This window comes from Luteimonas sp. FCS-9, assembly GCF_001014645.1.
Lineage (GTDB): Bacteria > Pseudomonadota > Gammaproteobacteria > Xanthomonadales > Xanthomonadaceae > Luteimonas.
Genome location: NZ_LASZ01000007.1, coordinates 25,038 through 37,535, shown reverse-complemented (window position 1 = coordinate 37,535; position 12,498 = coordinate 25,038). Strand labels below are relative to the sequence as shown.

Sequence of the window (12,498 nt, the reverse complement as noted above, 5' to 3'; positions counted from 1 at the left end):
GCACGATCATGGGAGGTCCGCTCCAGACACCAGGGCCTGCAACAGCGCGATCAGGCGCGGCGCCCGCACCTGCAGGCAATAGTGCGCTTCCACGTCGCGCCGTCCGCTCGCGCCCATGCGCGTGCGCAGCGCTGGGTCATCGACCAGCGTGCGTAGCGCGGTGGCCCAATCGTCGAGGCCCGTCGCGAGCAGGCCGTTCTCGCCGTCGCGTACCAGTTGCGCGTTCGCGCCGACTGGCGACGCCACGACCGGCAGGCCGCAGGCCATGTACTGGATCAGCTTGTAGCCGCATTTGCCGAGCTCCCACGCCGTCTGCGCCAGCGGCATGATCCCGATGTCGAAGCCGTGGAGCGCGGCCACTTCGCTCGCTTCGCTCCAGGGCACGGCCTCGAATGGCGTGCCTTGCACCTGGTCCGGCCGGGCGCCCACGGCCACGCAGCGGATGCGGCCTGCGGCCCGCAGCGGCGAGAACGCGTCCGCCACCGTGTGCAGATAGCCGGCGGTGGATGGCGACCCCATCCAGCCGATCACCACGGGGCCGCGCGTGCGTCTGGGCGCCGGTGGCGGGTAGCGGTCGAGATCGATCACCGTCGGCAGCCAGGCCACCTGCCGGCTACCTGCGGCCCGGGCCCGCTCGGCCAGATAGGCATTGCCGGCGGTGACCAGATCTGCGCGTGCCATCAATCGGTCGAGCTTGTGTCCCAGCGCTGCGCGGACGAGCGGATTGCGATGCCGGTCGTAGCGATGGAACACTGCATCGTCGAAATCCACGACGAGTCGGCGCCGGCCGTCCGACAGCGTCCGCTCGACGATGTCCGGCAGCCAGGGCCAGGCTTCTTTCTCGACCCAGACCAGGTCGTAGCGGGCGCGCGTGCGCACCGCACGCAGGCGATCGCGATATCCGCGCAGCACGGCACCCGGCGGCGCGCGACCGGCATAGAGCCCGGCGACGTAGTCGTCGCCCAGCAGCGGCGAGACGTCGACCTCGAAGCCGGCAGCGCGCAACGCCGGCAGGTACTGGTAGCTGCGCAGGCGACTGCTAGCGCCGAGGCGGCCGTAGCGGGGCAGCATCAGCATGCGCATGATCGTGCTTCTTCACTGCGTCCGCGTGAGGGCATATGGCCGATGAAGTTGGCCGTGACGCATCTAAGCACCATTCGGGCCCCGCATGCTGGTATCAGCCATTGGTAAATTCATAGGCTTCTCAGCGCCTGCAGATAAGATCTGACCGAGGATCGGATGGAAAAGTACGTCACGCCTAGCGAGCGACAGCGAGCTCTATATCCATCCCGATCCAGAAGAACCTCGTCGAGAAACCATTGGGCGGCCTCCTGCAAGGATGGAATCTCGCCCTCAACCAGAAGGCCCGTGTCCCGATCGATCACTTCTGTGCGTCCGATGCCCGACGTCGCAATTACCGGCAATCCACAGAGAAGATACTCTCCCAGCTTTATTGGGGAGATGCCTTGTGTGGACCAGCTGGTCGCGCGGAAAGCCAAGCCTAGGTCGGCGCATGCTAGATAGTGAGGGACAAGATCTTGCTCGCACGAAGCGTAGATAATTGATGTATCGGCTATCCCGAGAGCCTTGGCGTGGATGCGGACGGGCTCAGGTGAGCTGGAGAGCACAAGCAACTTGGCGCCAGGCCTCAGTTTCAAGACTTCGCGGAAGAACCCAGCTATTCGCTCGGGAAGGTATTGGGGGCCCATCGATCCTGCGTAGGCAACCACGGGGCAGTTCGCATCCACTCCAAGGCGGCGCCGCATATGCATGCGCGCTTCGTGGTCCATTGGACTGAACAATAATGGATCGCGCCCGTTGCTGACTACATTAAACATGCTTCGAGAGATGCCGGCTCCTCCTCGTGCGTCCAGAACGTTTGCGGCTTTTTCGGTTCGAACTAGAACCGCTTTGGATACCTGGATGGCGCGAAATTCGACGTATCGCATCACGCGGTAGTATGCCGAGAGTCTCTGGATTCTTCCGAACTCGACCTTTTCGTCCGCAGCAAACCCGTCGGCATCGAATACTATCCTGTGACTTTTGTGCATGCGCGAAAGGAGAAGCGAAAGCGCTGGGAAGATGCTTCGCGGCATGATCACGTCTATCGATCGGCGCGAGACGATCCGGCGGATGGCGAGCGCACCGATTGCCAGCGATAGAAAAGATCCCATAGCCGACGTTCTCCAGGCCCGTATCGACTGATAAGACGCGCCGGATTCCTCGCAAGCCCTTCTTACTTTGGATAGATGGGTTTCACTGGCCCATGTAAAATGCAGAATGTGAAACTCGAAGCCGAGTCTTGACAGCTCATCGAATATGGGGAGGAATAGCCCTTCCAGGTAATTCACTTGGGGCCCGTCCCACGTTATGAAGAGTACTTTCATGCGGCTGTCCCCGTCCGATTGCGTCTCTCGGTGAGAGTGCTGTCGTACAATCGGTCAAGTGAATGAATATAGTTGGTCGGCGAAAACCTTGAGAGTACGCTTGCTCGTGCGGTTTGGCCTATTCGAGCGAGCTCATCTCTGCCTAGAGCCGCAGCTGCTATCACCCCATTGGCGATGCTTTGTCCGTCAACATCTTCAAGCAGCAAGCCGTTAATCCCATGCTCAATTATTTCAGTAGCTCCACCGACAGGGGTCGCGAGTGTGGCAAGTCCCGCAGACATCGCTTCTACGAGCGCAATGCCAAAGCCCTCGCTGAGAGACGGTTGAATGTACAGGTCGCATGATCCGAGGGTGGAAAATGGGTCCTCCATGAATCCGTGGAATGCTACAGATTTCGAGAGGCCAAGTGCGAGGGCCTGTTTCTCCAACAGTGCGCGTTGTGAGCCGTTTCCGACGATGTCAAGCGTGGCTTGCACCCCGGAGTCTCTGACAATTGCTATTGCGTCGAGCAGAGAAGATGCGTTCTTGACCTCTTCCAGCCGGCCCGCGAAGCCGAGGCGAAAGCTTTGGTTGGCATTTTTCAGGGATGAGCGGCGAGTAACCGTATCGAGCATTCTTGCTGGATTGAGCACCACGTGGATATCTTCGCGGTTTGCCTCCTGGAGGGTGACGATCGCGTTCTTGACAGAGTTGGATATCGCGACTACCCCATCTGCTGTCCCGTATACGATCCTGAAAGCTATGCGTGCGGCGGGGGAATGCCGGGGGATGCCGATTTCCTCTCCGAGGGTTACAGGTACTTTCGCGAACCTCGATGCTATAAGTCCGTGGAAGTTCGCTTCGGCCCCATGCGTATGCACAATGTCGGGGGAATATTTTCTAATATGGCGGGTCAGGCTGGACAGGGCGCGAATGGACGGTATGGAGGCGGGTTCTCCGAGTACCGTCACGTTCGCTCCGGAGTTTTTCATTTTCGCGAACGCTGCGCCGCCGGAATGGATCGCACAAAAAGTGTGTTCGAAATCAGATTCTTCCGCATGCTGAGCTAGCAAGATCATGCGGGACTCGACTCCGCCAAAGTCCAGCGATCTGATTATGTGCATTACTCGGCGATTTCTGGACACGACGATACCTAAGGATGGATGCAGTTACTGCTTGGGGCGGTGATAGATTTCGGCGTATTGTCTCGCCACTTCCTTGTGGTCGTGAAAGCGCTCTGCAAAATCACGTGATGCGTCACTCAATATGCCGAGCTTCGATCTAGACTCTATTACGGAGGCGATTTTATCCGCGATGTCTTGCACGTTTGGTCGGATATTGATCACCGGGCAGTCGCAGTAGATGCCATTCGCTCTGGCCTCGCTTTCCATTCCGGACAGGACGATCTTTCCTTTCGCTAGAGCATAGGCGGCGCTCATGCCATAGCTGTAGCTGTAGGCTTGGTCCACAATGATGTCCATGCCATTAGTAAAGGAGTCATAATCGCGATGATTCATTCCGCCTGAGGTGATGAATTCGGCGTAGCGGCCGTATTTTGTGTTGAGGATATCGAATGCCTTCAAGATCAGGCTGGTCCCCTTGAAGTCGTTGGTGCGATTGATCCTATTCAGGGGGTGGAAGATCTTAAGGCGACCTCGCTTTTTGATGGGGTGGACGCGATGTCTCGATATCTCAATCGGGAAGGGGACGACTTCTGGTGGCGTAAGCCCTGCTTGCTGGAGCGAGTATTTGTACTCCCAGCAAAGTGGGACGACTTCCTTGAATTCGCTTATCAGGTCGCGCAGTCCGTTATATTTGTGGTCATCCTCATGCCAGTCGTGAGGGGGGTGGTACGCGAGCGTCCGCACATGCTTGCGATAGATTGCGTCAGATCCCGCAGCGACGTAGATGCACTTTTCCGGATCATTGAATACGTGATTCGCAAGCGCTTTGCTGAGTGGTTTGAAGAAGGGATTTGGGGATATGGTCTGGATGATGTCGAACGAACGAAGCTTGTTCGCGACACTGATCTGGGCCAGCATCCTGCTGAGCGCAGCGGGGATGCCGTTGCCGGGATTCCCAAGAAAAATATCGGTGTCGTAACGTTTCGATCCGTCACCGAGCGTTGCAATCCGCGCTTCAATTCCTATGTCTAGCAGCCCTTTTTTGAGTTCTGTGTGGACTCCGCTCATTTCATGGAGGAGTAGCACTTTCACGCCGTGGCTCCATTTTTCCGAGGTGAGATCATTCTTTGCGGGTCAGCAGTCTATCCATCGCGCGCCTCGCAATTCGTAACTTTCCGGCTTCTGATCCGTTGCTTACGACGGCCAGGAGTTGTCGAAAGTTGAATGCCGCAAATATCGAGGCAATGCACAGACCTATCACCCTTGTGGCTATTTCGGAATGGGTCGAGATGGTCATTAACACGATTGCGCAAGCCAGGCAGGAGATCATGACTTTGACGATGCGCGGGGAATAGGTGAACGCCGTCCGCCGCACCGCCAGCCAGTACACGAGCGGAAGGTAGACCACGTACAGGCCAACGAAGGCCATGCCGCTCGCTGCCAGTCCGAGCAGGGGCAGCCCGATCCAGGTGAGCAGGACGAATACGCCCATGGCTGTCCATTCGGTCAGCATGTAGGTGCGCCCGGCCCCCGATGCCAGCAGGATGAATCCCAGCGGCCAGCTCGCGATCTTGAGGAAGTCGCCCAGCACCTGCCAGCGCAGTACGAGGGCGGCCTCCGCGAACTCCGCGGTGTAGAGCAGGCGGATGACCCAGGGCGCCAGCGCCAGCATCGCAAGCAGCACCGGTGTCGCGAGCAGGAGTGCGACTTCCGTCTGCTGGTTGACCAGGCGGTTGACGGCGTCGCGGTCCTGAATGATCGCGGTCAATCGCGGGTAGAAGTCCGTCCCCATCGCGCGCAAGACGAAGCCGATGTAGGTCATCGAGATGGCCCAGGCGGCCTGGAAATGGCCGAGGGCGTCCGCGCCCAGATCGCGCTGGACGAGAGTGCGGACCACCAGTTGCGCGGCGACGGCCGCCAGGCCCGCCACCATGAAAGCCGTGCCCAGTCGGACCAGTACGCGCCACTGGTTCGATAGCTCGCGCACGTCGCTGGCCGGGGCCTGCACCTTGGGCAGTCGAGCGACGAACACGTGGCCCAAAACGAACGTGGCCAGGGGTGCGGCGACCACGAACGCCACGATGCCGGGCGCGCCCCAACACCAGAGGGCGAGCAGGCCGAGGACGGTCGACAGAACCGCGCTGGCGATCTGTACGCGGGCAATGTCGCCAATGCGCCGCAGTCCATTGAGCAACGCATTCTGCGAGGCGGCCGCCACGGTGAGCGCGACCGCCAGCGACAGCCAGCCGATCTGCGGCGCGAGCGTAGCGTCGTTCAGCACGTACGCCGCGAACACGCCCCGCAGCGACCAGATGACCAGCGCGCCGCCCCCGGCCAACATCAGCGTTCCCCAGAACAGGGCGCGACGAGCCGTGGCGATGCGCTGGGGGTCGCTCCGTCCCGCAGCTTCCGCGATCTGTCGCGTGCCGACATTGCCGATGCCGAGCCCGGCCACGGTCGAGACCAGCGCCACCAGGTTGGTGAACAGGCCGATCAGGCCCACGCCGCTCGGTCCCAAGAGCAATGCGACGGCCTTCATGCGCAGCAGGCCGATGCCGATATTGACGACCGAGGCGCCTCCGATCACCGAGGAAGAGCGCAGGATCTGGCGATAGGAGCTGGCGTCCGACATCGCAGGCTCAGGCGAACTGCCGCACGGTCGCGGCGACCTGGGTCACCTGCTCCGCACTCAAGTGCGGTCCCATCGGCAGGCTGAGGACCTCGCCGGCCAGCGTGTCGGCAATCGGGCAGGCGTCGAAGGCCAGCCGGGTCTGACGATAGGCAGCCTGTCTGAAAGGAGGAATCGGATAGTGGATCAGCGAGCCGACGCCCGCGACTGTCAGTGCCCGCTGCAGTTCGTCGCGCCGCGCGTGGCGGACGACGAACAGGTGCCAGGCCGGCTCGGCCCAGTCGGGGACCTGGGGCAGGATGAGCGGGGTGTCGGCCAGGTCGCTCAGGTAGCGCGCCGCGATGGCGCGGCGCCGGGCGTTCCACGAATCCAGGTGCGCCAGCTTGACCCGGAGTACCGCCGCCTGGATCGGGTCGAGGCGGCTGTTGTAGCCCTGCACCTCGTTGACGTACTTCTCCCGAGACCCATAGTTGCGCAGCATGCGGAGCCGCTCGGCCAATGTGGCGTCCCGGGTCGTGACCGCTCCACCGTCGCCCAGTGCGCCCAGATTCTTGCCGGGATAGAAACTCCAGGCCACGGCATCCCCGTGGCCGCCGAGGCGTTGTCCACGGTAGCGGGCGCCATGTGCCTGCGCGCCATCCTCCAGGACGCGCAGGCCGCGCCGGCGGGCGATCGCGAGGATCGGGTCCAGATCGGCCGGATGACCGTACAGATGCACGGGCAGGATCACCTTGGTACGCGGTGTGATGGCTGCCTCGATCCGTGCCGGATCGATGTTGTGGGTGGTCGTGTCCGGTTCCACCGGCACCGGTAGGGCACCGCACTGGCTGACGGCCAGCCAGGTGGCGATGTAGGTATTGGACGGCACGATGACTTCGTCGCCGACGCCGACGTCCATGGCGCGAAGCGTCAGATGCAAGGCATCGAGCCCGTTGCCGACACCGACGCAATGCGGGGTGCCGCAGTAGGCCGCGTATTCGGTTTCGAACGCCTCGACCTCCGGGCCGAGGATGTACCAGCCCGACGAGACCACGCGAGCGATCGCGGTGTCGATCTCGTCGCGAAGCTCGACGTGCGGCGCGTGGAGGTCGAGAAACGGGATCATGCGTTCTGGCCCGTCAATGCGAGGAACTCGTCATAGTTCCGGATGTAGTCCGCCGCATCGTAATAATGGGACGCGAACACCAGCAGGACAGCATCGGACGAATACTTGTATTGGATGCCCCAGATCATCGGTTCGAGATGCAACCCGTGCTCGGGTCGGTCGAGCACGAATTCGGTGCGTCGGGCACCGTCGTCGGCAACGACGGTCACGCTGCCGCGAACGCAGACCAGGAACTGGTGGCACTCCCGGTGCGCGTGCTCGCCCCTGGTCTCGACGCTCGGGACGTCGAACACCAGGAAGTAGCGCTTGACCTCGAAGGGCACGGAGCGCTGGAACTCGCCTACGGACAGGCTGCCGCGGATATCGCTGACGCGGGGCAACACGTGGAGCCTTGCGCCCTGTAAAGCAGAATCGACCGGTTGTGCGATGGCGGGCGGGGCGGCGTTTGCGCGAGCGCCGCCGCTGGCGTCCACGTAGCCGATGATCCTTGCGGGATTGCCGACGACGATGGCGTTCGGCGGCACCGATCGGGTCACGACTGCCCCGGCACCGACCATGGCACCCCGGCCGATCCGCAGCCCCGGGAGAATCGTGGCGCCGCCGCCGATCGAAGCGCCCGCGTCGATCTGCGTGGTCAGGTATTCGGCCGGCCGCTGTTTACTCCGAGGCCGCATGTCGTTGGTGAATGTGACGTTCGGGCCGACGAAGACATCGTCGCCGATCCGCAGCCCATCCCACAGCTGCACGCCACTCTTGATGGTCGCTCGGTCACCGACGATCACATCGTTCTCGACGAAGCAATGCGCGCAGATGTTGCAGTTCGCCCCGATCCGGGCGGAAGGCAGCATCACGACGAACTGCCAGACGCGTGTGCCGACGCCGATGTCCGATGTCTGGACATCCGCGAGCGGATGGATGAAGGAGGATTCGTCTGCAGCGTTCATCGGAACTCCTGAGCTTCCACTACCGCGATCAGACGTATCACCGTCTTGTCGATCATGTCATGCCAGCCCCGCATACCATGGCGCCGCCACGGCGATGCCGTCGGCGAGCCGGTGCGTGGGCACGTAGCCGAGCAGGCGCTGCGCCTTGCCGATGTCGGCGAGGCTGTGGCGGACGTCGCCGGGGCGGACCTCGCGGTACTCGGGCGGCCTGTCGCCGGCGACACCGTGGGCGGCGAGGGTCTCGCGCAGCAGGCGGTAGAGCGTGTTGAGCGTGGTCCGCTCGCCGACGGCGACGTTGTACACCTGGTTCAGCGCCGACGCATCGGTGGCGGTGGCCGCGAGCAGGTTGGCCTGGACCGCGTTGGCGACGAAGCAGAAGTCCCGGCTGTTCTCGCCATCGCCGTTGATCCGGACCGCGTCCCCGGCGATCAGGGCGCGTGCCCAGGTGGGGATCACCGCCGCGTACGCGCCGTTGGGATTCTGGCGCGGGCCGAAGACGTTGAAATAGCGCAGCCCGATGCTGGCGAAGCCGTACGTGCGCGCGAAGACCTCGGCGTAGAGTTCGTTGACGTACTTGGTCACCGCGTACGGACTCAACGGCCGGCCGATGGTGGCCTCCACCTTCGGCAGCGCCGGGTGGTCGCCGTAAGTGCTGCTGCTGGCGGCGTACGTGAAGCTGCGCACGCCGGCGTCGCGCGCGGCGACGAGCATGTCGAGGAAGCCGGTGATGTTGGCGGCGTTCGTGGCGAGGGGGTCGGCGATGCTGCGCGGCACGCTGCCGAGCGCCGCCTGGTGCAGGACGTGGTCGATGCCGTCGCAGGCGCGGCGGCAGGCGTCGGGGTCGCGGATGTCGGCCTCGACGAAGGCGAAGCGCGCCCACTGGGCGGGCGCGACATGCGCGCGCACGTCCTCGAGGTTGTGCCGGTAGCCGGTGGCGAAGTTGTCCAGGCCGACGACGTGCTGGTCGAGCTCGAGCAGGGCCTGGAGCAGATTGGATCCGATGAAGCCGGCCGCGCCGGTGACCAGCCACCGGTGCGGGCGCGCGCGCAGCGCCGCCCGGCACTGCCGGTAGGCGGGCGGGACGTCCGTGGTGCCCGGCAGCGTGCCCATCGCTAGAGCCGTCCGTCGGCCGCGCCACGCGGCAGGATCGACTTCACGTCGTAGACCACCGCGGCCTGCTTGCCGTAGGCGCGCACGCCATCGGCGCCGAGTGCGCGGAATTCCTCGTGGCCGACCGCGACGATCACCGCGTCGTAGGCGTCGTGGCCGGGCGAGACGATGGCGATGCCGTACTCGTGGCGCGCCCTGGCGGCGTCGACCCAGGGATCGGCCACGTCGACCCGCGCGTGGTAGGCCTGCAGTGCGCGCACGATGTCGATCACGCGGGTGTTGCGCAGGTCCGGGCAGTTCTCCTTGAAGGCCAGTCCCAGCACCAGTACGCACGCGCCGACCGGATTGATGCCCTTGCGGACCATCAGCCGGATCACCTCGCCGGCGATGTAGGGGCCCATGCCGTCGTTGGTGCGCCGCCCGGCGAGGATGACGTCGGGATGGTGGCCCACCTCCTGCGCCTTGTGGGTCAGGTAGTAGGGATCGACGCTGATGCAGTGGCCGCCGACGAGGCCGGGACGGAACGGCAGGAAGTTCCACTTCGTGCCGGCTGCCTCCAGCACCTCGAGCGTGTCGATGCCGAGCTTGTTGAACAGCATGGACAGGTCGTTGACGAGCGCGATGTTGAGGTCGCGCTGCGTGTTCTCGATGACCTTGGCCGCCTCGGCGACCTTGAGGCTGCTCGCGCGGTGGGTGCCGGCCGGGATGATGCTGCGGTAGAGCGCGTCGACGAACGCGGCGGCCGCCGGCGTCGACCCCGAGGTGATCTTCAGGATGCTGGTCAGGCGGTGCGCCTTGTCGCCGGGGTTGATGCGTTCGGGGCTGTAGCCGACCGCGAAGTCGACGTTGAACCGCAGCCCCGAGGCGCGTTCGAGGATCGGGACGCAGACCTCCTCGGTGCAGCCCGGGTAGACGGTGCTCTCGTAGATCACCGTGTCCCCGCGCGCGAGCACCCCACCCAGCGCCGCGCTCGCGCCCTCCAGCGGCGAGAGGTCGGGGCGCCGGGCCGCGTCGATCGGCGTGGGCACGGTGACGATGTAGACGTTGCAGCTGCGGATGTCTTCCAGGTCGCTGGTGAAGATCAGGCGGTCGGCCTCGATCAGCTGCTCGGCCTCGACCTCGCGGGTGCTGTCGCGGCTGGCGCGCAGCTCGGCGATGCGCGCCGGGTCGATGTCGAACCCCATCGTCGCGAACCGCTTGCCGAATTCCACTGCGAGCGGCAACCCGACGTAGCCCAGGCCCACCACCGCGATGCGTACGTCGTCCGTCTGTACCGCATTGCTCATCCGTGTCCGTTCCTGTCGGGTCCCGTCAGCGGGACGGGGCCGCCGTCGAATCGTGACGGCCGGGGACCCGGCCGCTGCCATGCCGCACATGCGTGGAGGCGGGCTTGCGCGCGCGGGTCGCTTCGGCGCACGCGATGCCGGCCAACGCCGCGGCGATCGCAAGCAGCGCGGGGGTGCGCAGCGGGTAGTCGACGAGCGAATGCGCGAGCATCGCGGCGAGCGCGATCCAGGCCGCGAGGCCCAGCGCGCGATCGCGCCCGGGCAGGCGCAGCAGCCGCACGAGCGTGGCGTCGAGGACGACCGCGCCGAGCGCCATCGCGAGCAGCGCCGGCACGCCGCCTTCCATCCACCATTGCAGGTACTCGTTGTGGGCATGGTTGACGTAGCTGCCCATCAGCAGTTGCGGCGGCGCCTCTTGCTCGAACACCGGCACGTAGCTGCCGATGCCGCTGCCCGTGGGCGCGAAGCGCGCGGCGATCGTCTCCGACGCCGCGCGCAGCGGACCGCGCAGGTCGTCCACCGCATCGGTGCGCATCCAGCGCAGCGCGGCGAGCGCGCCGAAGACCATGGCGCCCAGGCCGACGGCCAGGCCCGCACGTCCGCGCCCGGTCGCGGACGGTCTTCGGGCGAGGGCCGCCGCGGGGACCGCCACGATCGCGAGTACCACGCCCGCGCGCGAGCCGGTGAGCGGCAGCGCGACGAGCGCCAGCGCCAGCGCCGTGCCCGCCGCCAGGATGCGCAGCATGCGCTGCGGGCGCACCCGGTCCTCGGCCGCGTCGGCCAGGCCCGCCAGGTGGGCGCCGGCGAACGTCGCCGCGACGACCAGCAGCGCGGCCTGGTGGTTCGGGTTGGCGAAGAATCCCCCCAGCGCCGGCCGCCATTGCGGATAGGGATTGAGCAAGCTTTCCTGCGGCGCGCCGAGCTGCGCGATGCCCAGCAACAGGCTGGCCATCGCGAGCGCGACGATCGCGGCTGCGAGCCGGCGAAGGCCCGCGTGCGACAGCGTCGAGGCCAGCGCGAAGACCGCCAGCGGCGGCAACAGCGAGAACGCGGCATCGCGCGTGGCCGAGGGCAGCAGCGACCAGGTTCGCGGCGGCGGCAATCCGAACCGTGCGAGATCGTCGGCGAGTGCGGCGCGGCCTTCGCCGCCTCCGGCGAGCGGGGCGAGTTGCAACAGCGGAATCAGCAGCAGCGTGCCTGCGAACGCGAGCCACGTGGCGCGCAGCGTGCCCAGCGGGGCGTGCAACAGGCGGTAGGCGCCCCACGCGAGTATCGGGAGCGACAGCAGGCGGACGACGAGGTCGCCGGTGCCGGTGGCCTCCTGGGTGCTGCCGCCGACCAGCAGCAGCGCCAGCAGCAGTGCCGAGGCGGCGGCCACGGCCCACGATTCGCTCTTGTCCCCCAATGCCCTGCGCACGCCGTCTCCCATTCGTCGCGCCACGAAAAACGGGACGGGAAATGCCTTCCCGTCCCGTTCGATCCCCTGCCGGCGGCCGGACTCAGCGGCTGATCGGCGGTGCGGGTTCCTCATCCATGTTGTGCAGGCCGACGCCGACCAGCGCCATCGTGCCGGCGACGATGCCGACGGTCGCGGCGGCCTCGCCGCCCGCCATCGTGCCGGTAGCGCCACTGGTGCCCGCCGCGGCGACGCAGGTCGCCGGCACGCTGTAGACGCCGGCCGCACTCAGCGGCTGGGTGCAGCCATCGGGGTAGACCAGCGTCGCGCGGCTGTTCTCGGCGAGCATCACGCGCGTGCCGGGTCCGACCTGGCTGCCGGACGGCGCCGCGGCGAATTCGCCGCCGGTGCTGGTCATCGCGCTGCCGCGATCGACGCGCAGCGTGGCACTTCCATCCTGTGCGAATGCGGCGGGCGTGGCGGTGATGGCCAGGGCCGCGATCAGCGCGAAGCGAATGTTCATGGCAGTTTTTCCATC

Annotated in this window: 11 protein-coding genes; all 11 read right to left on the bottom strand. The window is 65.3% G+C overall.

Features of this window, described 5'->3' with window-relative positions:
- Window positions 1-6: 6 nt before the first annotated feature.
- The 11 genes from WQ56_RS08030 to WQ56_RS07990 all read right to left on the bottom strand — a co-directional run bounded on the left by WQ56_RS08030 (window position 7) and on the right by WQ56_RS07990 (window position 12,483).
- Window positions 7-1,005: a glycosyltransferase family 4 protein gene (locus WQ56_RS08030; protein WP_197076455.1), complete on the bottom strand. Its 999-nt coding sequence runs from the start codon at window positions 1,003-1,005 to the stop codon at window positions 7-9.
- Window positions 1,006-1,193: 188 nt separating this feature from the next.
- Window positions 1,194-2,387: a glycosyltransferase gene (locus WQ56_RS18050; protein WP_082132269.1), complete on the bottom strand. Its 1,194-nt coding sequence runs from the start codon at window positions 2,385-2,387 to the stop codon at window positions 1,194-1,196.
- On the bottom strand, window positions 2,384-3,490 hold the full coding sequence (locus WQ56_RS18045; RefSeq protein ID WP_082132268.1) for a glycosyltransferase: 1,107 nt from the start codon (window positions 3,488-3,490) through the stop codon (window positions 2,384-2,386). The genes WQ56_RS18050 and WQ56_RS18045 overlap by 4 nt, the downstream gene beginning before the upstream one ends.
- 45 nt (window positions 3,491-3,535) lie before the next feature.
- Complete coding sequence (locus WQ56_RS18605) at window positions 3,536-4,582, bottom strand: hypothetical protein (RefSeq protein ID WP_156170431.1); 1,047 nt, start codon at window positions 4,580-4,582, stop codon at window positions 3,536-3,538.
- 28 nt (window positions 4,583-4,610) lie between these two features.
- On the bottom strand, window positions 4,611-6,122 hold the full coding sequence (locus WQ56_RS08020; RefSeq protein ID WP_052772903.1) for an O-antigen translocase: 1,512 nt from the start codon (window positions 6,120-6,122) through the stop codon (window positions 4,611-4,613).
- Window positions 6,123-6,129: 7 nt separating this feature from the next.
- A complete protein-coding gene (locus WQ56_RS08015) occupies window positions 6,130-7,224 on the bottom strand; it encodes a DegT/DnrJ/EryC1/StrS family aminotransferase (RefSeq protein ID WP_047136583.1) in 1,095 nt (364 codons plus the stop codon).
- On the bottom strand, window positions 7,221-8,168 hold the full coding sequence (locus WQ56_RS08010; RefSeq protein WP_047136582.1) for a WxcM-like domain-containing protein: 948 nt from the start codon (window positions 8,166-8,168) through the stop codon (window positions 7,221-7,223). The genes WQ56_RS08015 and WQ56_RS08010 overlap by 4 nt, the downstream gene beginning before the upstream one ends.
- Before the next feature lie 57 nt (window positions 8,169-8,225).
- Complete coding sequence (locus tag WQ56_RS08005) at window positions 8,226-9,278, bottom strand: NAD-dependent epimerase/dehydratase family protein (RefSeq protein ID WP_047136581.1); 1,053 nt, start codon at window positions 9,276-9,278, stop codon at window positions 8,226-8,228.
- A gap of 2 nt (window positions 9,279-9,280) precedes the next feature.
- Window positions 9,281-10,564, bottom strand: a complete 1,284-nt coding sequence (gene tviB, locus WQ56_RS08000) for a Vi polysaccharide biosynthesis UDP-N-acetylglucosamine C-6 dehydrogenase TviB (RefSeq protein WP_047136580.1) — start codon at window positions 10,562-10,564, stop codon at window positions 9,281-9,283.
- Window positions 10,565-10,589: 25 nt separating this feature from the next.
- Complete coding sequence (locus tag WQ56_RS07995; RefSeq protein ID WP_156170429.1) at window positions 10,590-11,981, bottom strand: O-antigen ligase family protein; 1,392 nt, start codon at window positions 11,979-11,981, stop codon at window positions 10,590-10,592.
- Window positions 11,982-12,063: 82 nt separating this feature from the next.
- Entirely contained in the window at window positions 12,064-12,483 is a 420-nt protein-coding gene (locus WQ56_RS07990) for a hypothetical protein (protein ID WP_047136578.1), read from the bottom strand.
- Window positions 12,484-12,498: the final 15 nt, after the last annotated feature.

What these genes read in the sequence shown, in the direction of transcription:
- WQ56_RS18050 (WP_082132269.1), bottom strand. Translation starts at nt 2,387, where the DNA reads ATGAAAGTACTCTTCATAACGTGGGACGGGCCCCAAGTGAATTACCTG.
- WQ56_RS18045 (WP_082132268.1), bottom strand. Translation starts at nt 3,490, where the DNA reads ATGCACATAATCAGATCGCTGGACTTTGGCGGAGTCGAGTCCCGCATG.
- WQ56_RS08020 (WP_052772903.1), bottom strand. Translation starts at nt 6,122, where the DNA reads ATGTCGGACGCCAGCTCCTATCGCCAGATCCTGCGCTCTTCCTCGGTG.
- WQ56_RS08015 (WP_047136583.1), bottom strand. Translation starts at nt 7,224, where the DNA reads ATGATCCCGTTTCTCGACCTCCACGCGCCGCACGTCGAGCTTCGCGAC.
- WQ56_RS08010 (WP_047136582.1), bottom strand. Translation starts at nt 8,168, where the DNA reads ATGAACGCTGCAGACGAATCCTCCTTCATCCATCCGCTCGCGGATGTC.
- WQ56_RS08005 (WP_047136581.1), bottom strand. Translation starts at nt 9,278, where the DNA reads ATGGGCACGCTGCCGGGCACCACGGACGTCCCGCCCGCCTACCGGCAG.
- tviB (WP_047136580.1), bottom strand. Translation starts at nt 10,564, where the DNA reads ATGAGCAATGCGGTACAGACGGACGACGTACGCATCGCGGTGGTGGGC.
- WQ56_RS07990 (WP_047136578.1), bottom strand. Translation starts at nt 12,483, where the DNA reads ATGAACATTCGCTTCGCGCTGATCGCGGCCCTGGCCATCACCGCCACG.